The organism is Neisseria sp. Marseille-Q1983 (assembly GCF_018224585.1).
GTDB lineage: Bacteria > Pseudomonadota > Gammaproteobacteria > Burkholderiales > Neisseriaceae > Neisseria > Neisseria polysaccharea.
Map to the genome: position 1 here is coordinate 1 of NZ_JAGTUI010000015.1, position 21190 is coordinate 21190.

The window sequence follows — 21190 nt, forward strand, 5'->3', positions numbered from 1 at the left end:
AAACGGAAACCGGACGGATTGGATTCCCGCCTGCGCGGGAATGACGGATTTTAGGTTTTTTTTGATTTTCTATTTTTCGCGGGAATGGCGGTTTGGGTTCTTTCTCTTTGAAGTTGCGATGCTGGAAATGCCGTCTGAAGGCTTCAGACGGCATTTTTGTGCCGGTTTAAAACAGTGTCTGCTGCGAGAGCAGGTTTCTGACGGGGGCGAAGTCGCGGCGGTGTTCGGGCAGCACGCCGTATTTTTCGAGGGCTTCCAGATGCTGCTTCGTGCCGTAACCTTTGTGTTTGTCGAAGCCGTATTGGGGATGGCGTTGCGCCAGTGCGTACATTTCCGCATCGCGTGCGGTCTTTGCCAAAACGGATGCGGCGGAGATTTCGATGATTTTGCTGTCGCCTTTGACAACGGCTTCGGCAGGGATGTTCAAATGTTCGGGAATGCGGTTGCCGTCGATGAATATTTTTTCGGGACGCACAGCCAAACCGTCAATGGCGCGTTTCATCGCGAGCATGGTGGCGTGCAGGATGTTGAGGCCGGCGATTTCTTCGGGCCCGGCGGCGGCGACGTGCCACGCGACTGCTTGATCTTTAATCATTTCGGTAAGCGCGTCGCGTTTTTTCTCGCTGAGTTTTTTGGAGTCGGTCAGTCCGGGCAGGTCGAATGTTTCCGGAAGGATGACGGCGGCGGCAAACACGCTGCCGACTAAGGGTCCGCGTCCTGCCTCGTCTACGCCGGCGGTCAGTATGTGCATGATGTTTCCTGTTGGGATAGTAGGAATGCCGTCTGAAAATGGTTTCAGACGGCATCGTACCGATGTGTTTATTTCGCGTCTTTAAACCCGCGCTTCAAATGCACCATCAGCAACGCCACTGCCGCGGGGGTTACGCCGGAAATACGGCTTGCTTGTCCGACGGTTTCGGGTTTGTGCTGGTTGAGCTTTTGCTGTACTTCTGCCGACAAGCCTTTGACTTTGCTGTAATCGATGTCGTCGGGCAGCTTTAAGGTTTCGATGTCGCGGCGGCTGTCGATTTCTTCGTTTTGGCGGTCGATATAGCCTTGGTATTTGACTTGGATTTCGACTTGTTCGACCACTTCGGCGGAGAGGCGTTCAGACGGCATCGCGCCTTCGAGCATCATTAGCGCGGCGTAGTCGAGGTTCGGGCGGCGTAACAAATCGTGCAGGTTGGCTTCGCGGCTGAGTTTTTGTCCGAATACGCGGATTTGTTCGTCTTCGGCGAGTTTTTGCGGCGTGTACCATGTTGTTTTCAAACGTTGGATTTCGCGTTCGACGGCTTCGCGTTTTTCGTTGAACATGCGCCATTGCGCTTCACCCACCAAGCCGATTTTGTAGCCGTCTTCGGTCAGGCGCATATCGGCGTTGTCTTCCCTGAGTTGCAGGCGGTATTCGGCGCGGCTGGTGAACATTCGGTAAGGTTCGTTCACGCCTTTGGTGATGAGGTCGTCCACCAATACGCCGAGATAGGCTTGTTCGCGGCGCAGCAGGAGCGGGTCTTGTCCGCGCACATATTGCACGGCGTTCGCGCCTGCCAATAAACCTTGCGCGGCGGCTTCTTCGTAGCCTGTCGTGCCGTTGATTTGCCCGGCGAAAAACAGTCCCTCAATGGTTTTGGTTTCGAGGCTTGCTTTGAGGTTGCGTGGATCAAAGTAGTCGTATTCGATGGCGTAACCGGGGCGCAGGATATGGGCGTTTTCCAAACCTTTCATACTGCGGACGAGCGCGATTTGGATGTCGAACGGCAGGCTGGTGGAGATACCGTTAGGATAGTATTCGTGCGTGGTCAGACCTTCGGGTTCGAGGAAAATCTGGTGGCTGTCTTTGTCGGCGAAACGGTTGATTTTGTCTTCGATAGACGGACAATAACGCGGGCCCACGCCTTCGATTTTGCCGGTAAACATCGGGCTGCGGTCGAAGCCTGAACGGATGATGTCGTGGGTTTGCGTGTTGGTATGCGTAATCCAGCAGGACATTTGGCGCGGGTGCATATCGGCGTTGCCGCGCACGGACATTACCGGAACGGGCGTGTCGCCGGGCTGTTCGGTCAGTTGGGAAAAGTCAATCGTGCGTCCGTCAATACGCGGCGGCGTGCCGGTTTTCAGACGGCCTTGCGGCAGGTTCAATTCACGCAAGCGACCACCGAGCGATTTGGCGGCGGGGTCGCCGGCGCGGCCGCCTTCGTAGTTTTCCAAACCGATGTGGATTTTGCCGGACAAAAACGTGCCGGCGGTCAACACCACGGCGCGTGCTTTAAACTCCACACCCATCGCGGTAACCACGCCGCTGATGCGTTCGCCGTCGAGGGTAACGTCTTCGACGGCTTGTTGGAAAAGGTCGAGGTTTTCTTGGTTTTCCAACATCTCACGGATGGCGGCTTTATACAAAATGCGATCCGCCTGTGCGCGCGTGGCTCGTACTGCCGCGCCTTTGCTGGCGTTCAGACGGCGGAACTGGATGCCGGATTTGTCGGTTGCCAACGCCATTGCGCCGCCGAGCGCGTCGAGTTCGCGTACCAAATGCCCTTTGCCGATGCCGCCGATAGAGGGGTTGCACGACATTTGTCCGAGCGTTTCGATATTGTGTGTGAGCAAAAGCGTCTGCGCGCCCATACGGGCGGCGGCGAGTGCGGCTTCCGTGCCTGCGTGGCCGCCGCCGACGACGATAACGTCGTAGGTTTTGGGGTAAATCATGTGGGTCATGTGTGTATTGCCTGACGGTTTTTCAGACGGCATTCCAAGCAGGATGCCGTCTGAAAAACGAAATGGATTCAAAAGTAAAGGGTTGGGATTGTACGCTTTTTCGCTTTGTTTTTACAGTGCGCGCAGGAAGAGAAAAGCCGCTTCGTGAAGAAGCGGCTCGTGTATGTTCAGGATTTACCAAACGTCGGATTTGATGCGGCGTTTCAGGCCCGGATGTTCGGAAAGTTTGAACTCGGGGTCTTTGCCCATTTTCAGCTTGGCGGTGTAATCGCGCAGCAGCATAAATGCCAGTGGCGAGAGCAGCAGGATGGCGACAAGGTTGATCCACGCCATGATGCCCATCGCCATATCCGCCATATCCCATACCAAAGGCACATTGGCAACCGCGCCGAAATAGACCCATGCCAAAACCAGCATACGGAAAACGGCGGTAATCAGCCAATGGCTTTTGATGAATTGGACGTTGGACTCGGCATAGGCATAGTTGCCGATAACGGTGGAAAAGGCAAACATAAACAGGATGACGGCGAGGAAGCCCGCGCCCCATTGCCCCACTTGGCTGACAATCGCCGCCTGCGTCAGTGCCGCACCGCTCAAATCGCCATAAGGCTGTTGGTAAATCAAGATGATGAAGGCGGTGCAAGAACAAACGATGATGGTATCGACAAACACGCCCAGCATTTGAATCATACCTTGCGAAACAGGGTGTTTCACTTCGGCGGCGGCGGCGGCGTTCGGCGCGGAACCCATACCCGCCTCGTTGGAATACAGGCCGCGTTTGATGCCCATCATCATCGTTTGCGAAATCAGACCGCCGAGAAAGCCGCCTGCTGCCGCGTCGAATTTGAACGCGCCCGAAAAAATCTGACCGAACACGTCCGGAATCATCGGAATATTGGTCAAAATGATGAAAAGCGCGATAAAGAGGTACAAAACCGCCATCAGGGGCACGACGATTTCCGCCGCTTTAGATACGCGCCGGATACCGCCGAAGATAATCGGCGCGGTTAAAATCACCAGGGCGACGCCGACATAATGAGGCTCCCAGCCCCACGCCGCTTTGACGGTATCGGCAATGGTATTGGTCTGAACCGCTTCAAACACAAAGCCGAAACAGAAAATCAGGCTCAGGGCGAACAACACGCCCAGCCATTTCTGCCCCAGCCCTTGAGTGATGTAGTAGGCGGGGCCGCCCCGGAAATGGTGGTTGTCGTAGTCGCGGACTTTAAAGAGCTGCGCCAGCGAAGATTCGACAAACGCCGAACTCATGCCGATTAAGGCGGTTACCCACATCCAAAACACCGCGCCCGGCCCGCCGACTTTGATGGCGATTGCCACGCCCGCGATGTTGCCCACGCCCACGCGGCTGGCAAGGCCGGTTACAAATGCCTGAAACGGCGTGATGCCGTGAGGGTCGTCCCCCTGTTTGCGGCCGCCGAGCATTTCTTTGATGCTGCGCCCGAACAGGCGGAATTGGACAAAGCCCGTGGTTACGGTGAAGAAAAGCCCCGTACCCAAAAGCATATAGACCAAGTATGACCACATCGGATCGTTGATGGCGCCGACCCAGCCGTGCAGCCATTCGGTAAAGTTCTCGTTCATATCGCTTCCTTAAAGTTGAAACCCGCACATATTGGCGGTATGCAAGCAGGGTTTAAATTTTGTAAACGCCCATTCTAGCAGATTGTCAACAAAATCAGAAAAATTTACATCGCCGCGCGGCTGCGGCGTTAGAATCGCATTTTGTTTGGAGCAAACGAAATGAAACAGCCCGTTTTTGCCGTTACTTCCGGCGAGCCTGCCGGCATCGGCCCCGATATTTGTTTGGACTTGGCATTTGCACGCCTGCCCTGCCGCTGCGCGGTTTTGGGCGACAAAAACCTGTTGCGCGCGCGCGCCGAAGCCTTGGGCAAAAGCATCGTCCTGCGCGACTTCGATCCGGAATCAGGCGGCGCGGCATACGGCGAGCTGGAAGTGCTGCACATCCCTGCCGCCGAAGCGGTTGAGGCGGGCAAACTCAATCCCGCCAACGCCGCCTATGTGCTGCAACTTTTGGACACCGCGCTCGCAGGCATTTCAGACGGCATTTTCGACGGCATCGTTACCGCGCCGCTGCACAAAGGCATCATCAACGACGCGCACGCAAGCACAGGTTTTTTCAGCGGACACACCGAATATCTGGCGGAAAAAAGCGGCACGGGGCAGGTCGTGATGATGCTTGCCGGCAAAGGCCTGCGCGTCGCCCTCGTAACGACCCACCTGCCGCTGAAAGACGTTGCCGCCGCCATCACGCAACCGCTGATTGAAAGCGTCGCACGCATTTTGCATCACGACTTAAAACACAAATTCGGCATCAAAAATCCCAAAATCCTGGTCGCCGGACTCAACCCCCACGCCGGCGAAGGCGGACACCTCGGACACGAAGAAACCGACACCATTATCCCCGCATTGGAAAACCTGCGCCGCGAAGGGATAAACCTCGCCGGCCCGTATCCGGCGGATACCTTGTTCCAACCGTTTATGCTCGAAGGTGCGGATGCCGTATTGGCGATGTACCACGACCAAGGGCTGCCCGTGTTGAAATACCACAGCTTCGGACAGGGCGTGAACATCACGCTCGGACTGCCCTTTATCCGCACCTCCGTCGATCACGGCACCGCGCTTGATTTGGCGGCAACCGGCAGGGCGGACTCCGGCAGCCTGATAACTGCCGTGGAGACCGCCGTCGAGATGGCGCGCGGCAGCCTTTAAAGATGATAAAAGACCCGTCATTCCCGCGCAGGCGGGAATCCAGACCTTCGGGCAGCGGCAATATTCAAAGATTATCTGAAAGTTTGAGGTTCTAGATTCCCGTTTTCACGGGAATGACGGAATGTTGCGGGAATGGCGAAGCTTCAGACGGCATCGTCCACCCTCCGCCGTCATTCCGCACAGGCGGGAATCCCGAGAGGGTGTTCACAGGAATCTAAATAATTCAAAAAGGTATTATATGCAGCCTGCGGTTTATATTTTAGCAAGCCAACGTAATGGCACGTTGTATGTTGGAGTTACATCTGATTTGGTGCAACGTATTTACCAACATAGGGAGCATTTGATTGAGGGATTTACATCACGGTACAACGTTACTATGCTGGTTTGGTATGAACTGCATCCTACGATGGAGAGTGCAATTACTCGGGAAAAACAGTTGAAGAAATGGAACAGGGCTTGGAAATTGCAACTGATTGAAGAAAATAATGTTTCTTGGCGGGATTTATGGTTTGATATTATTTAGCCCGTCATTCCCGCGCAGGCGGGAATCCAGACCTTTGGGCAGCGGCAATATTCAAAAATTATCTGAAAATTTGAGGTTCTAGATTCCCGTTTTCACGGGAATGACGAAGCTTCAGACGGCATCGTCCACCCTCCGCCGTCATTCCCGCGCAGGCGGGAATCCAGCCTCGTCGGTACGGAAACTTATCGGAAAAAACAGTTTCTCCAACCCTGCGTTCTAGATTCCCGCTTTTGCGGGAATGACGAATTTAGGTTTCTGTTTTTGGTTTTCTGTCCTTGTGGGAATGATGAAATTTTAAGTTTTAGGAATTTATCGGAAAAAACAGAAACCGCTCCGCCGTCATTCCCGCGCAGGCGGGAATCCAGACCTTTGGGCAGCGGCAATATTTAAAGATTATTTGAAAGTTTAGAGGTTCTAGATTCCCGTTTTCACGGGAATGACGAAGTTTCAGACGGCATCGTCCACTCTCCGCCGTCATTCCCGCGCAGGCGGGAATCCAGACCTTTGGGCAGCGGCAATATTTAAAGATTATTTGAAAGTTTAGAGGTTCTAGATTCCCGCTTTCGCGGGAATGACGGAATGTTGCGGGAATGACGGGAATGACGAAATGTTGCGGTAAGCACGGGAATGACGAAATAAGGAAAGGGACGGCGGAAGTGGGGGAAAGACAGGCGGGAACAAAAAACGCGCCCCAAAATAAAAAATGCCGTCTGAAACAGATTCAGACGGCATTTTGTTTGCCTTATCGGATTTAAACCCGATTGCTTCTTTATTAAGAAGCAGAAGAACCACTAGTAGTGGTAGAAGTACCACCATTTCCACGGCAGGAAGACGGCAGGAATTTGTCGTCCACAGTGCCTTTTTTACAAGTCCAGTCAAACGAGCCTGCGTTTTGTTTACCTTCCAGAACCAAGGTTTTACCTGAAATATCTTTATTTACACCTGAGGATTTCATTGTGGCAGTAATTTTTGCTGTAGGAGTAGCTCCAGCCGCAGAGGTAACTTCTACAGATTTAACATATTTACCTGTAATTGTACTAGCGGCTGCAATTCCTGCGTCTGCGTTGCTAGCAGGGAATGTACCTTTATCGGAGTAGTATTCAACCACTGCGGATTTTTGACCTTCAGCCAAAGTCAGGGCTTCAGACATTTGCGCACGTGCAGTGTAGTCTTGGTATGCAGGCAGAGCGACAACGGCCAAAACACCTACGATGGCGATAACGATCATCAACTCGATCAGGGTGAAACCTTTTTGGATTGCTTTCATGGGATAACTCCTAGTTTAAAGTTTAAGTGAAAAGATAAAAAACGTTTTACGGCATCTGCCGGAAAATTATAAAACCCGCAATGTATTTGACCGTCGGTCTTTTTTGATTTGCCTTTCGGCTTGTCTTTCTTCAAGCAATCTGCGTGCCAAAATCGGATTTTTCGGCAAAGTTTGATAGGGCGATTACGCAGTATGCTTGTTTTGTATGGGAATTTTATTGATTTTGACGTTTTTGGGAAAAAATCGGAAGAGGCGGAGGCGGCGGAAAAACTGACAATTTTTGTCATATCTGACAATTTTTGTCAGTTTCGGGCTGACAATTCTCGTCAGCCCGCAGGGAAATCCGCACCGTCGTTCCTGCGGAGGCGGGAATCTAGACTTTTGGGCGACGGCAATATTCAAAGGTTATCTGAAATTTTGAGGTTCTAGATTCCCGTTTTCACGGGAATGACGGAAGGTTGCGGGAATGACGGGAATGGCGAAGTTTCAGACGGCATTGCAGGTATCCGAATCTATGTAAAAAAGAGGTTCTGCGGAACAGAACCTCTTTTTGCCGCCGTCGGTTCAGCCTTGCCGGGTTTCGACTTGGATCATTTCTTCGGCAGGGACGGTTGCGGCTTCAGACGGCTTGGGCTGTTCGGAACGGCGCAAACCGCGTCCGGCTTGGACTTCGGGTTGTGCCGCCCATGCCTTCAATGCGGCAGGGTCGGTTTCAATCAGGACGAGTCCGCCGGTTTGTGCGGTTTCCTGTGCCTGTTCCACCGCAGCCGTAAAGGTTGAGGTTTCAGACGGCATTTCCTGTGCTTCGGCTTTCGGTGTCGCTCCTTCGGGAAGGATGGCGGCAACGGCACGGCGGATTTTTTCTGCCGCATCATAAACCGGTGCATCGCCGTTTGAAACGGCGGGAGATGCTGTCGGAACGTCCCTTTCTGCAACTGGTTCGGCAATGCTGACGGTAATCGGAGCATTTGCATCGTTTTCCCCGAAAACATGGGCGACAGCGGAACGGACTTTGTCGGCGGTATCGTGAATATTCAGGTACTGTTCGATTTTGGCGGCAGACGGGATATTGCGTTTTTTGCCGTTTTGACGGCGGTCGCGCTGATTGTTGCGCTCGCGGCGTTCTTTGGCATCTCGGCTGTCGCGTTCGCGGCGGTTGCGTTCGGATTTGGGCTTGCTGCCTTTGTCTTCTGCGGTATGCGGTTCGGACGGCGTGTTTTCCGCTGTCTGAACGGCTGTTTCGGCAACGGCGGCGGTTTCCGGCGCGGTTTGGCTGCGTTCGCTGCGGCTGCCGTTGCGGCGGCGTTTGCCGGTTTGCACTTCAGTTTCGGACGGTGCGGCATCTGCAACGGTTGCGGCAGGCTGTATGTTGCGGTCTTGGATTTCCGCTTCGTTGGCGCGTTCGGCGGCACGGTCGCCGCGTTCGCTGCGGCGGCGGTTGCCGTTGTTGCGCGTTTCGGCTTTGTCGGCGCGCGCTTCCTGTCCGGCAGTTTTGCCTGCCACTTCGCGGACTTCTACTTTGCTGCCTTCGCGTTTGCTGCGGCGCGGATTTTGGCGGCGGTTGTTGGCGCGGCTGCCGCTGCGGTTTGCCGTGCTGCGTTTTTCGGAGGTTTCGGCAGCGGGCGCGGCTTGGGTTTCGCTGCCGCCGAAAATGCGTTTGAGCCATGCTTTGAAGCTGTCCCACCAAGAGGTTTTTTTCTCGGGGGCGGCAGTCGGGGCAGGGCTGGTGTGGCGCACGCCTTTGACGGCGGGTTCGGGGCGGGCGGCTTTGGCTTTTTCGCCTCCGAACGGTTTGGCGGATTCGTCTTCTTCAGGCTCGGCAACGCGTTTGTAGCTCGGTTCGCCGTCTTCTTCTATGTCGTCGATACGGATGCGGTTGATTTCGTAGTGCGGATTTTCCAAGTGGATGTTTGGAATCAGGACGACGTTGACATCCAAACGCTCTTCCATCGCAAACAGCTCGGCGCGTTTTTCGTTCAGCAGGAAGGTGGCGACATCGACGGGCACTTGTGCGTGTACTTCACCGGTGTTGTCTTTCATTGCTTCTTCTTGAATGATGCGCAAAACGTGCAGGGCGGTGGATTCGATGCCCCGAATCACGCCGGTGCCGGCACAACGCGGACACGCAACATGGCTGCTTTCGCCCAAAGCCGGTTTCAGGCGTTGGCGGCTCAATTCCAAAAGTCCGAAGCGGGACAGTTTGCCCATTTGCACGCGGGCGCGGTCTTTTTTGAGCGCGTCGCGCAGGACGTTTTCAACATCGCGCTGGTGTTTCGGATTTTCCATGTCGATGAAGTCGATGACGACCAAACCGCCCAAGTCGCGCAGGCGCATTTGGCGGGCGACTTCTTCGGCGGCTTCCATATTGGTTTTGAACGCAGTGTCTTCGATGTCTGCGCCGCGTGTGGCGCGTGCGGAGTTGACATCGATGGAGACGAGGGCTTCGGTGTGGTCGATGACGATCGCGCCGCCGGAAGGCAGGCTGACGCTGCGCGAAAACGCGCTTTCGATTTGATGTTCGATTTGGAAGCGGGAAAACAGCGGCGTGTGGTCTTCGTAGAGTTTCAGACGGCCTATATTGCCCGGCATGACGTAGCTCATGAACTCGGCAACTTGGTCGTAAACTTCTTGATTGTCCACCAAAATCTCGCCGATGTCGGGGCGGAAATAGTCGCGGATGGCTCGGATCAGCAGCGAGCTTTCCATAAAGAGCAGGTAGGGGTCGTGATGCGCTTTTCCTGCTTCTTCAATCGCCTGCCAGAGTTGTTTGAGGTAGTTCAAGTCCCATTCCAACTCTTCCGCGCTGCGGCCGATGCCGGCGGTACGGGCGATGATGCTCATGCCGTTCGGAATGTCGAGTTCCGCCATGGCGGCTTTCAACTCTTGACGCTCTTCGCCTTCGATACGGCGGGATACGCCGCCGCCGCGCGGGTTGTTCGGCATCAATACCAGATAGCGTCCGGCGAGGCTGATGAAGGTGGTCAGCGCGGCGCCTTTGTTGCCGCGCTCGTCTTTTTCGACTTGGACGATGACTTCCATGCCTTCTTTGAGCACGTCTTGGATGCGCGCGCGTCCGCCTTCGTAGTCTTGGAAGTATGAGCGGGAGACTTCTTTAAACGGCAAGAAGCCGTGGCGGTCGGTTCCGTAATCCACGAAACACGCTTCCAGCGACGGCTCGATGCGGGTAATGATGCCTTTGTAGATATTGCCTTTGCGCTGTTCTTTGCCCAGCGTTTCGATGTCCAAGTCCAAAAGGTTTTGGCCATCGACGATGGCAACGCGCAGCTCTTCGGCCTGCGTTGCGTTGAATAACATTCTTTTCATGATCACCTCGTGGACGGGCGGCATTCGGGCGCGCCGGTCCGGTTCGGCATTCCGTAAGGCTGGGTTTTCCGATGTCTTCGGATAAAACCGGTAATCAGTTTTTGAGTTGAAAATCCGCAGGGATGCACGTTCCGGGGAACCGTGTGCGGAAGGGTCGGATAAAGAAGGCTATAAAGATCGATGCGGCGGTCTGTCTGCCGCGTTCCGAACGCTGCGGTCGGAAAAATGGGTGCCGGCTTCTTCTTGTTATCGTTATGCCTGTGTTTTCGGGCGGTTTGCGTTTGGGACTTGAGCCCGGCTGCCGTCTTACTTCCGCGCCGAAACGGCAAAATCAATTCAAACTTGATTACGTTCTGCGCCTGCCGGCTGGGAACAGGCGCAGGGAAAATGCTTTGCGGAGTGCGTTTTTAATATAAAATTCCGTTTTAAAGTAAACCGTTTCAGGGGGCGCGGCGGGCGCGCTTTTTGCTGAAACGGATGTTCGGATTATAGATGAAAACGCACGAAATACGCAAAGATTCGGTCAGCCTGATAGGGGTTGCCGAACATGAGGCGGGTCAACGCCTTGATAACTATCTGATAAAAATCCTCAAGGGTGTTCCCAAGAGCCATATCCACCGCATTATCCGCGCCGGCGAGGTGCGCTTGAACAAGAAACGCTGCAAACCCGACAGCCGTATTGCGGAGGGGGATACGGTGCGGATTCCGCCTGTGCGCGTGGCGGAGAAGGAAATGCCGTCTGAAAGGCGTGCCACCGTACCGGCGCGTGCGTTTGAGGCGGTGTATGAGGACGACGCGCTGCTGGTGGTCAATAAGCCTTCCGGCGTGGCGGTACACGGCGGCAGCGGCGTGAGTTTCGGCGTTATCGAACAGTTGCGCCGCGCCCGTCCGGAGGCGAAGTATTTGGAGTTGGTCCACCGTTTGGACAAGGATACGAGCGGTTTGTTGATGGTGGCGAAGAAACGCAGCGCGCTCGTCAAACTTCACGAAGCCATCCGCAACGACCACCCCAAAAAAATCTACCTTGCGCTGGGGGTGGGCAAACTGCCGGACGACAATTTCCATGTCAAACTGCCCCTGTTCAAATATACCGGCGCACAAGGCGAAAAGATGGTACGCGTCAGTGAGGACGGGCAGTCGGCGCATACGGTGTTCCGTGTGTTAAGCCGTTTTTCAGACGGCATTTTGCACGGTGTCGGGCTGTCGCACCTGACTTTGGTGCGGGCAACGCTGAAAACGGGTCGCACGCACCAAATCCGCGTGCATCTGCAATCTCAAGGCTGTCCGATTGCGGGCGATGAACGTTACGGCGATTATCAGGCGAACCGGCGTTTGCAGAAGTTGGGTTTGAAGCGGATGTTTTTGCACGCGTCCGAGCTGCACTTGAACCATCCGCTCACGGGCGAGCCGCTGGTGTTGAAGGCGGAGCTGCCGCCGGACTTGGCGCAGTTTGCGGTGATGTTGGAAAACGGGACGAAAATGTGAACCCCGATGCCGTCTGAAGCCTTCAGACGGCATCGGGACGTGAAAGTATGTGAAGAAGAACGAATATGGTTGATAAAAAAAGCCCTTTGATTGCTGTCAGTGTCGGCGAAGCGTCGGGCGACCTGTTGGGGGCGCACCTGATACGCGCCATCCGAAAGCGTTGCCCGCAGGCGCGTTTTGTCGGTATCGGCGGCGAACTGATGAAGGCGGAAGGTTTCGAGAGCCTTTATGATCAGGAGCGACTGGCGGTGCGCGGCTTTGCCGAGGTGGTAAAACGCCTGCCGGAAATTTTACGGATACGCAGGGGGCTGGTACGGGATTTGCTGTCGTTGAAACCTGATGTGTTTGTCGGCATCGATGCGCCCGATTTTAATCTGGGTGTGGCGGAGCGGCTCAAACGGGCGGGCATTCCGACCCTGCATTATGTCAGCCCGTCGGTGTGGGCGTGGCGGCGGGAACGCGTGGGCAAAATCGTGCATCAGGTCAACCGCGTGCTGTGCCTGTTCCCGATGGAGCCGCAGCTTTATCTCGATGCGGGCGGACGTGCGGAGTTTGTCGGTCATCCGATGGCGCAGCTTATGCCCTTGGAAGACGACCGTGAAACGGCGCGGCAAACTTTGGGCGTGGATGCCGGCATTCCCGTATTCGCCTTGCTGCCCGGCAGCCGCGTCAGCGAAATCGATTATATGGCGCCGGTGTTTTTTCAGACGGCATTATTGTTGTTGGAACGCTATCCTGCCGCACGCTTCCTGCTGCCTGCCGCAACTGAGGCGACGAAGCGGCGTTTGGCGGAAGTTTTGCAGCGGCCGGAGTTTGCCGGATTGCCGCTGACGGTAACCGACAGACAGTCTGAAACGGTGTGCAGGGCGGCGGATGCGGTGCTGGTAACGAGCGGTACGGCGACTTTGGAAGTGGCGCTGTGCAAGCGTCCGATGGTCATCAGCTACAAGATTTCGCCGCTGACCTATGCTTATGTGAAACGCAAAATCAAAGTGCCGCATGTCGGCCTGCCGAATATCCTGTTGGGTAAGGAGGCTGTGCCGGAATTATTGCAATCTGAAGCAAAACCGGAAAAACTGGCGGCAGCGTTGGCGGACTGGTACGAACACCCCGATAAGGTTGCCGCGCTGCAACAGGATTTCAGGGCGTTGCACCTGCTGTTGAAAAAAGATACGGCGGATTTGGCCGCGCGCGCGGTTTTGGAAGAGGCGGGATGTTGAGCGGTTAATGGATTATCTTCTTGAAGCAGCACGTATTACAAAAACAGGAGGAGAAATTGTGATTAATGGCACAGCAACCAATAAATATTTAAGAGGAATTCCAAATGAAACAGAACTGGCCCGAATGGGATTAAGGTTAAAATATAATGGACCGTTAAAGGAAGAGTTTAAACAACTGGAATTTCATAAGAGTACTGGAGCCAACTTGGACTCAAAAAAGCTTAAAACCATTGTTTTTGAAAAGGTAAAATAATATGACAACTTATACTATTCCAAGAAAAGATCATCAATCTCTGCATATAATTGAGGGGTCTCTATTAAACTATACTTTGAAAAATGATGAATTCCATATCATCGTCAAGAATGTGAATTATCCGGACTTTCCTCAAGAGATCCCTATGCCTAATTATTCATACTGGGTAAAAATTAAATTCAAGCAGTTCAGCTATCTGAAATTTGTCTATGGATACGCTACGAAGAACCAAGATAAAGGTATCGATAATGTATTGGAGCTAGGAGAATTAAAGCAGGACGATGAAATCGTGGATTATGGAGGTACGCTGGCATTAATAGGGCGTAGGTATAATCTTCCGACTGCTTTTAGCATAGATATAGTTTGCCGGGAAATAGAGTTAGAATTTTTAGATCAGGAGAGTTTCAATTAAACGAGCCGTAGCTTGTCATGCTGCGCAAGCAACTTTATTGATATGCCGATACGGAGCCTGTCGGCAAAATGCCGTCTGAACAATATCTTTTCAGACGGCATTTTGTATGGGGGTTAACGGTTGTTCAGCCCGAGTACGTCCTGCATATCGTACAAACCCGTTTTGCCGTTTACCCAAACTGCGGCACGGACGGCGCCGGCGGCAAAGGTCATGCGGCTGCTGGCTTTGTGGGTGATTTCCACGCGTTCGCCGTCGGTGGCGAAGAGGGCGGTGTGGTCGCCGACGATGTCGCCTGCGCGGACGGTGGCAAAGCCGATGGTGGACGGATCGCGCGGACCGGTATGGCCTTCGCGGCCGTAAACGGCGCATTGTTTGAGGTCGCGGCCGAGCGCGCCGGCGATGACTTCGCCCATGCGTAACGCAGTGCCGCTGGGTGCGTCGACTTTGTGGCGGTGGTGGCCTTCGATGATTTCGATGTCGTAGCCTTCGTTGAGGACGCGGGCGACGGTGTCGAGGATGTGGAAGGTGAGGTTCACGCCGACGCTGAAGTTGGCGGCGAAGACAACGCCTGTTTTTTCGGCGGCAGCGCGGATGGCGGCTTTGCCCGCATCGTCGAAGCCTGTTGTGCCGATGATGATGCAGACACCTTTTTCCACGCATTTTTGCAGGTGTTTGAGGGTCGGCTCGGGGCGGGTAAAGTCGATGAGTACGTCGCTTTGTGCGAGAACAGCGTCAACGTCGTCTGAAATGGCTATGCCGGTTTTGAGTCCGACGGCGTAGCCTGCGTCCAGCCCGAGGGCTTCTGAGCCTGAGTGTTCGAGCGCGCCGGAAAGGACGGTGTCGGGATGGTTGTTGACGGCTTCGACGAGGACGCGCCCCATACGGCCGTTGACGCCGGCGATGGCGATTTTGAGCGGTGTCATGTGTGTTCCTTATTGTTTGTCTGCGTTTTGTTTCGCGCGGAGGGCTTCGGCGGCATTTTGGAGGGCGTCGCCTTCGGCGCGGACGAGCACGCCGTTTTCAAAATAGACGGTCAGATTGCTGCGTTCTTTGATGATGCCGTTGCGGGAGGTGTTGAAGGTGTAGTCCCAGCGGTCGGTGTGGAACGCGTCGCGCAGTATGGGGCTGCCGAGCAGGAGCAGGACTTGGTCTTTGGTCATGCCGGGGCGGAGGGCGGCAACGGCGCGCGGTTCGAGTTCGTTGCCTTGGATGATTTTGAGTTTGTAGGAGGGAAACAGCGAGACGCGTTCGACGCTGCACGCGGTCAGGCTGAACAGGGTGGAAAGGACGAGTATGAGGGTTTTGTTCACGGGAGAACCTTTCTGTGCAAATCGGGATGTCTAGTGTAGCACTGCTTGAATATTTTATAAAAGCGAACGATAATCATACGCTTAAGCGGTATTTCACCCTGTCTGTGTCCGACTGCCCGTCCGCCGTTGCGGTTTTGCTATTGCAAACTGCTATGGTGTGATAGTGGGCAAGCAGGCTGAAATTGCGTATTATAGCGTCTATTATTTTACAGGGATATTGAATATTATGGAAAAATTCAGCAATATTGCGCAACTGAAAGACAGTGGACTGAAAGTTACCGGTCCGCGTTTGAAGATTTTGGATTTGTTCGAGACGCATGCGGAAGAGCATTTGAGTGCCGAGGATGTGTACCGTATTTTGTTGGAAGAGGGTGTGGAAATCGGTGTGGCGACGATTTATCGCGTGCTAACGCAATTTGAGCAGGCGGGCATTTTGCAACGCCACCATTTTGAAACGGGCAAGGCGGTTTATGAGTTGGACAAGGGCGACCACCACGACCATATCGTCTGTGTGAAGTGCGGCGAGGTAACGGAATTCCACAATCCCGAAATCGAAGCCCTGCAAGACAAAATCGCCGAGGAAAACGGCTACCGCATCGTCGATCACGCGCTTTATATGTACGGCGTGTGCAGCGACTGTCAGGCCAAGGGCAAACGTTAAATCCGGACGGTTTGTTGTTCAGACGGCATTCATGATTTTGGATGCCGTCTGTGTTTTTGGAGAACTGCCATGCGTATTCCGCTGCTTGCCCCTGACAATTATGCCTTTCCCGATCCTGCCTATGCTTTGGCCCGGTGCGACGGGCTGGTCGGCGTGAGCGGCGATTTGGATGCGGGGCGGCTGCTCGAGGCGTATCGGAACGGCGTGTTTCCGTGGTTTTCTCGGGACGGTTGGTTTTTTTGGTATGCGGTCGGCCCGCGTGCGGTGATTGTTCCCGAACGTCTGCACGTTCCGCGCTCGCTGGCGAAAACGCTGCGCAACGGCAGCTATCGGGTTGCGGTCAACGGCTGTTTTGCGGAAGTGGTCGCGCATTGTGCGGCAGCGGCGCGCCCGAATCAGGACGGAACTTGGATTGCGCCCGAGTTTCAGACGGCATATTTGAAGCTGCACGAAATGGGATACGCGCATTCTTTCGAGTGCCATTATCCCGATGAAAGCGGTGAAACGAGGTTGGCGGGCGGCTTTTACGGTGTGCAAATCGGCAGGGTGTTTTATGGCGAATCAATGTTTGCGTTGCAACCGGATGCGTCGAAAATCGCTTTTGCCTGCGCCGTGCCGTTTTTGGCGGATTTGGGCGTGGAACTGATAGACTGCCAGCAGGACACGGAACATATGCGCCGTTTCGGTTCGGAGCTGCTGCCGTTTGCGGATTTTGCCGAACGTCTGCGGATGTTAAACGCCGTGCCGTTGAAAGAGGAAATCGGGCGGCGCGAAGTGGCGTGCAAGGGGCTTTGATGGCGGCTTATGCTTCGGTCAGGTTCAAATATGGTGGATTAAAATTGGAAATGACGACAGCCGGGTAAAATCACGGTGAAAAATGAAAAATGCCGTCTGAAACTTGAAAACATCGGGTTTCAGACGGCATTTTGTTTGACGGTTTGTTGCTTATTTGAGTGGGCGCACTTCAAGTCCGAACATACGGCGTGCGGTGTTCAGCATTTGGCAGCTGAAGCCCCATTCGTTGTCATACCAAGCGAACACTTTGACCATGTTGCCGTCAACAACTTTGGTCAGCGTTGCGTCGAAGTGGCTGGCTTCGGTGGTGTGGTTGAAGTCCATGGAAACCAAGGGCAGGGTGTTGTAGCCTAAAACGCCTTTGAGCGCGCCTGCTTCCGAGGCGGCTTTCATCAGTGCGTTGATTTCTTCGACTGTGGTGTCGCGCGCGGCTTGGAAGCTCAAATCTACCAATGATACGTTGACGGTCGGCACGCGGATGGCAAGCCCGTCGAGCCTGCCTTTCAATTCGGGCAGTACCAAACCGACGGCTTTTGCCGCGCCGGTTTTGGTCGGAATCATGTTTTCCACGCCGCTGCGGGCGCGGCGCAGGTCTTTGTGGCGCACGTCGGTAACGGTTTGGTCGTTGGTCAGCGCGTGGATGGTGGTCATCGCGCCTTTGACGATGCCGACGCTTTCGCTCAACACTTTGGCAACCGGCGAGAGGCAGTTGGTGGTGCAGGAAGCGTTGGAAACGACGGTCATGTCGGCGGTCAGGACGCTGTCGTTCACGCCGTACACGACGGTTGCATCGACATCGTCGCCGCCCGGTGCGGAAATGAGGACTTTTTTCGCGCCGCTTTCGAGGTGGATTTTGGCTTTTTCTTTGCTGGTGAACGCGCCGGTGCATTCCATGACCAAATCGACACCGAGTTCTTTCCACGGCAGTTCGGCAGGGTTGCGGGTCGAGAAGAAGGGGATTTTGTCGCCGTTGACGATGAGGTTGCCGCCGTCGTGGGATACGTCGGCTTCAAAGCGTCCGTGTACGGTGTCGAATTTGGTCAGATGGGCGTTGGTTTCAAGGCTGCCGCTGGCGTTGACGGCGACGATTTGGAGTTGGTCTTGAATCTGATAGTCGTAGATGGCGCGCAAAACCTGGCGGCCGATGCGTCCGTAGCCGTTGATGGCGACTTTGATGCCCATGGTTTGTTCCTTTGTCGAGGGGTTGGGTAGATTTTCGGGGCGGATTATAGCAAATTTGTAGTGGCGTGTAATTAATATTTTATTGAAAACGGCGCGACTGGAAGGGTGGGCGGTAAGATGCGGACGGCACAGGTGCGGCGGACGGAGAGCTTGATAAAATGCCGTCTGAAGCGGCTTCAGACGGCATGTCGGGGAAGGGTCAGGAGGCGGTATTCTGTGCGGCTTCCTGTTTGGCTTTGTATTGTTTGAGGTATTCGAGGGCGGCGGCTTTTTCGCTGTCGCTGCCGTATTTCATATCGCGTTGGGCGCGGCGCAACTCGGCGCGTTCGCGGGCTTCGGCTATCTGTTTCGCCTGATAGTCTTTGCGGTTGTCGGCGGCGGCGAGGCGGTCTTGTTGGGTTTGCGCTTTTGCCATGGCTTTGGCGATGAGGTCGGCAGGGTTAAACGCCGGTTTTTTCGGTGTGTCGGGTGTTTGCGGACGCGCGTTGCGGACGGCGGCTTCGCGTTCGGCAAGCATGGCCTTGCGTTCGTCGGCTTCGCGTTGTTTGCGTTCGTTGCGTTTGAGGTAGCGCGCACGCGCGTGTTCGGCGGCGGCAAAACGGCTGTCGGCGGACAGGCTGAAGCGGCGCGCGCGGGGCAGGACGGTGTCGGCAACGGGCTGCATATGGATGCAGTCCACGGGGCAGGGGGCGACGCAGAGTCCGCAGCCGGTGCATTCGTCGGCGATGACGGTATGCATAAGTTTGCCCGCGCCCATAATGGCATCGGCAGGGCAGGCGCGGATGCAGGCGGTGCAGCCGATACAGGCGGTTTCGTCTATCCGGGCGAGTGCTTTGGCTTGGGTTTTGGCAGGTGCGACAAGGGGTTTGCCGAGCAGGGCGGCAAGGTCGCGGACGACGGTTGCGCCGCCCGGGGCGCAGAGGTTGTACGCTTCGCCTGTTGCGACTGCCTGTGCGTAGGGCAGGCAGCCGTCGTAGCCGCATTCGCGGCATTGTGTTTGGGGAAGCAGGCGGTCTATGGCGGCGGCTGTGGCAGTCATGTCGGTGTGCGGCTCAAAATCGAAAGGGCGTATTTTAGCAGAATTGTATGCCGCGCCCGTTTCGGATGATGCTCGGTGTTTTGTTATAATACGGCGGCGTATGCCGTTTCAGACGGCATTTTTCTGTATTTTCCTGTTCGGACGGCCTATGAACGAATTTTCGCTTGCCCCTATTGTGGTTGTTCTGCTGGTGTCGGTCATTACGGTGATCCTGTGCCGCAAGTTCAACATTCCCTCCATGCTGGGCTACCTGCTGGTGGGCTTTTTGGCGGGGCCCGGTATGCTCAGCCTGATTCCGAAAAGCCATGCGACGGATTATTTGGGCGAAATCGGGATTGTGTTCCTGATGTTCAGCATCGGTTTGGAGTTCTCGCTGCCCAAGTTGAGGGCGATGAGGCGGCTGGTGTTCGGTCTGGGCGGTTTGCAGGTCGGCGTTACGATGCTGTCGGTAATGGGCATACTGATGCTGACGGGCGTCCCGTTCAATTGGGCGTTTGCCGTGTCGGGCGCGTTGGCGATGTCGTCCACGGCGATTGTGAGCCGGATTTTGTCGGAAAAGACGGAATTGGGGCAGCCGCACGGTCAGATGGCGATGGGCGTGCTGCTGATGCAGGACATCGCCGTCGTGCCGCTGATGATTCTGATTCCCGCGCTGGCTGGCGGAGGGGATGGAAATATTTGGGCGGCCTTGGGTTTGGCGTTTGCAAAAATGCTGCTGACGCTGGGGCTGCTGTTTTTCGTCGGCAGCAAAATTATGTCGCGATGGTTCAGGATGGTGGCAAAACGCAAATCGTCCGAACTCTTTATGATCAATGTGCTGCTGGTAACGCTGGGCGTGTCTTATCTGACGGCGTTGGAAGGGCTGTCGATGGCGTTGGGCGCGTTTGTGGCGGGGATGCTGCTTTCGGAAACGGAATACCGTTTCCAAGTCGAAGACGACATCCGCCCGTTCCGCGATATCTTGCTCGGCTTTTTCTTTATCACGGTCGGCATGAAGCTGGACATTCAGGCATTAATCGGCGGCTGGCGGCAGGTATTGATGCTGTTGGCAATGCTGCTGGTGTTGAAGGCACTGGTTGTGTTTGCCATTGCCTTCAAAATGAAACATTCGGTCGGCGACAGCCTCAAAACGGCTTTGTATCTCGCGCAAGGCGGCGAGTTCGGCTTCGTGATGCTGGCCATTGCCGGGCAGCTTGATATGGTTTCGCCAGAATGGGAACAGGCGGCGACGGCGGCGGTTCTGCTGTCGATGATTATCGCCCCCTTTGTGTTGGGCAGCAGCGATGCGCTGGTAGGGCGTTTGGTCCAGTCAAGCTGGGATATGAAGTCGCTTGACCTGCACAGTATGTTGGTGGAAACCATGAGCAAGTCAGACCATGTGTTGGTTATCGGTTTTGGCAGGGGCGGGCAGACGGTCGGACGCGTCCTTGCCCAAGAGGATATTCCGTATTTCGCGCTCGACTTGGACATTGCGCGGGTGCAGGTTGCCAGAAGTGCGGGCGAACCGGTGTCGTTCGGCGATGCGAAACGCAGGGAAGTATTGGAAGCCGCCGGTCTGGGACGGGCGAAAATGGTGGTGCTGACGCTCAACAATATGCACGAAACGCAACACGTTTTAGACAATGTGCTGTCCATGTATCCCAATATGCCCGTATATGTGCGCGCCACCAACGACGATTATGTGAAAACGTTTACCGATATAGGTGCGGAAGAAGCCGTGTCGGACACCAAAGAAACCGGACTCGTGCTGGCAGGCTATGCGATGTTAGGCAACGGCGCGTCGTACCGGCACGTCTATCAGACGATGGCAAATATCCGCCACAGTCGTTATGCCGCATTGGAGGGACTGTTTGTCGGCAGTGACGACGAAGCGGGATTCGGTGAAAACGGCGAAACTGTTTGTCGCCATGCTTTTTCTTTGGCGCAAGAGGCTTATGCTGTCGGAAAAACAATCGGCGCACTGCCTTTGGGCAGGCACGGCATCAAACTGCTGTTCGTCCGTCGCCGTACCGCGAGGATTGAAAATCCCGTTCCTTCCTTCGTTTTGGAAGGCGGAGACATATTGGTCGTCGTCGGCAAAAAGGATGAAATTATTTTGTTTGAAAACTGGAGTTTGCAAGGCGATTGAATAGACCGGTCAAATAATGCTTGCATGAAGGCCGATTATTTGGTTTAATAGCGTTTTCGCAAATCGCAAGGGTGATTAGCTCAGTTGGTAGAGCGTCTGCCTTACAAGCAGAATGTCGGCGGTTC

18 protein-coding genes are annotated in these 21190 nt (G+C 54.8%); 9 read left to right on the forward strand and 9 right to left on the reverse strand.

The window, feature by feature from the left end:
* Nucleotides 1–166: 166 nt before the first annotated feature.
* The 3 genes from rnhB to KEM39_RS05010 form a co-directional block, all read right to left on the reverse strand.
* Nucleotides 167–751 carry a ribonuclease HII gene (gene rnhB, locus KEM39_RS05000; protein ID WP_118997369.1) on the reverse strand — a complete coding sequence of 195 codons (585 nt, stop codon included), beginning with the start codon at nucleotides 749–751 and terminating at the stop codon, nucleotides 167–169.
* 68 nt (nucleotides 752–819) lie between these two features.
* Complete coding sequence (gene mnmG, locus KEM39_RS05005) at nucleotides 820–2715, reverse strand: tRNA uridine-5-carboxymethylaminomethyl(34) synthesis enzyme MnmG (protein WP_118997370.1); 1896 nt, start codon at nucleotides 2713–2715, stop codon at nucleotides 820–822.
* Nucleotides 2716–2889: 174 nt separating this feature from the next.
* Entirely contained in the window at nucleotides 2890–4317 is a 1428-nt protein-coding gene (locus KEM39_RS05010; protein ID WP_003713203.1) for an alanine/glycine:cation symporter family protein, read from the reverse strand.
* A 159-nt stretch (nucleotides 4318–4476) separates the two neighbouring features.
* On the opposite strand from KEM39_RS05010, the gene pdxA reads away from it, so the two are divergent.
* Both pdxA and KEM39_RS05020 read left to right on the forward strand, forming a co-directional pair.
* Nucleotides 4477–5466 (forward strand): 4-hydroxythreonine-4-phosphate dehydrogenase PdxA, encoded by a 990-nt coding sequence (gene pdxA, locus KEM39_RS05015; RefSeq protein WP_211709669.1) that lies wholly within the window; start codon nucleotides 4477–4479, stop codon nucleotides 5464–5466.
* Nucleotides 5467–5704: 238 nt separating this feature from the next.
* Nucleotides 5705–5989, forward strand: coding sequence for a GIY-YIG nuclease family protein (locus KEM39_RS05020; protein WP_118997372.1), 285 nt, complete (start codon nucleotides 5705–5707; stop codon nucleotides 5987–5989).
* 772 nt (nucleotides 5990–6761) lie between these two features.
* Here the strand turns inward: KEM39_RS05020 and KEM39_RS05025 are convergent.
* Entirely contained in the window at nucleotides 6762–7256 is a 495-nt protein-coding gene (locus KEM39_RS05025) for a pilin (RefSeq protein WP_211709670.1), read from the reverse strand.
* A 564-nt stretch (nucleotides 7257–7820) separates the two neighbouring features.
* Nucleotides 7821–10580: an Rne/Rng family ribonuclease gene (locus KEM39_RS05030; RefSeq protein WP_118997438.1), complete on the reverse strand. Its 2760-nt coding sequence runs from the start codon at nucleotides 10578–10580 to the stop codon at nucleotides 7821–7823.
* Between the two features lie 492 nt (nucleotides 10581–11072).
* Between KEM39_RS05030 and KEM39_RS05035 the strand changes: the two genes are divergently transcribed.
* The 4 genes from KEM39_RS05035 (at nucleotide 11073) to KEM39_RS05050 (ending at nucleotide 13950) form a co-directional block, all read left to right on the forward strand.
* Nucleotides 11073–12065: an RluA family pseudouridine synthase gene (locus KEM39_RS05035; RefSeq protein ID WP_211709671.1), complete on the forward strand. Its 993-nt coding sequence runs from the start codon at nucleotides 11073–11075 to the stop codon at nucleotides 12063–12065.
* 65 nt (nucleotides 12066–12130) lie between these two features.
* Nucleotides 12131–13285 carry a lipid-A-disaccharide synthase gene (gene lpxB / locus KEM39_RS05040; RefSeq protein ID WP_211709672.1) on the forward strand — a complete coding sequence of 385 codons (1155 nt, stop codon included), beginning with the start codon at nucleotides 12131–12133 and terminating at the stop codon, nucleotides 13283–13285.
* Nucleotides 13286–13292: 7 nt separating this feature from the next.
* The gene (locus KEM39_RS05045; protein ID WP_211709673.1) at nucleotides 13293–13538 is read left to right on the forward strand and encodes a hypothetical protein; all 246 of its coding nucleotides are present in this window, start codon (nucleotides 13293–13295) and stop codon (nucleotides 13536–13538) included.
* A 1-nt stretch (nucleotide 13539) separates the two neighbouring features.
* Nucleotides 13540–13950 (forward strand): hypothetical protein, encoded by a 411-nt coding sequence (locus tag KEM39_RS05050; RefSeq protein ID WP_003675991.1) that lies wholly within the window; start codon nucleotides 13540–13542, stop codon nucleotides 13948–13950.
* Nucleotides 13951–14063: 113 nt separating this feature from the next.
* Here KEM39_RS05050 and dapB read toward each other — a convergent pair whose 3' ends face one another.
* Nucleotides 14064–14873: a 4-hydroxy-tetrahydrodipicolinate reductase gene (dapB, locus tag KEM39_RS05055; RefSeq protein ID WP_211709674.1), complete on the reverse strand. Its 810-nt coding sequence runs from the start codon at nucleotides 14871–14873 to the stop codon at nucleotides 14064–14066.
* Nucleotides 14874–14882: 9 nt separating this feature from the next.
* Nucleotides 14883–15260 (reverse strand): outer membrane protein assembly factor BamE, encoded by a 378-nt coding sequence (locus KEM39_RS05060; protein WP_211709675.1) that lies wholly within the window; start codon nucleotides 15258–15260, stop codon nucleotides 14883–14885.
* Between the two features lie 226 nt (nucleotides 15261–15486).
* On the opposite strand from KEM39_RS05060, the gene fur reads away from it, so the two are divergent.
* Both fur and aat read left to right on the forward strand, forming a co-directional pair.
* Nucleotides 15487–15921: a ferric iron uptake transcriptional regulator gene (gene fur, locus KEM39_RS05065; RefSeq protein ID WP_002216289.1), complete on the forward strand. Its 435-nt coding sequence runs from the start codon at nucleotides 15487–15489 to the stop codon at nucleotides 15919–15921.
* A gap of 69 nt (nucleotides 15922–15990) precedes the next feature.
* The gene (gene aat / locus KEM39_RS05070; RefSeq protein WP_025457512.1) at nucleotides 15991–16716 is read left to right on the forward strand and encodes a leucyl/phenylalanyl-tRNA--protein transferase; all 726 of its coding nucleotides are present in this window, start codon (nucleotides 15991–15993) and stop codon (nucleotides 16714–16716) included.
* 150 nt (nucleotides 16717–16866) lie between these two features.
* Here aat and gap read toward each other — a convergent pair whose 3' ends face one another.
* Both gap and KEM39_RS05080 read right to left on the reverse strand, forming a co-directional pair.
* On the reverse strand, nucleotides 16867–17898 hold the full coding sequence (gene gap / locus KEM39_RS05075; protein ID WP_002240987.1) for a type I glyceraldehyde-3-phosphate dehydrogenase: 1032 nt from the start codon (nucleotides 17896–17898) through the stop codon (nucleotides 16867–16869).
* Between the two features lie 199 nt (nucleotides 17899–18097).
* On the reverse strand, nucleotides 18098–18937 hold the full coding sequence (locus KEM39_RS05080) for an RnfABCDGE type electron transport complex subunit B (RefSeq protein ID WP_127223198.1): 840 nt from the start codon (nucleotides 18935–18937) through the stop codon (nucleotides 18098–18100).
* 148 nt (nucleotides 18938–19085) lie between these two features.
* On the opposite strand from KEM39_RS05080, the gene KEM39_RS05085 reads away from it, so the two are divergent.
* On the forward strand, nucleotides 19086–21065 hold the full coding sequence (locus KEM39_RS05085) for a monovalent cation:proton antiporter family protein (protein ID WP_211709676.1): 1980 nt from the start codon (nucleotides 19086–19088) through the stop codon (nucleotides 21063–21065).
* Nucleotides 21066–21190 lie beyond the last annotated feature (125 nt).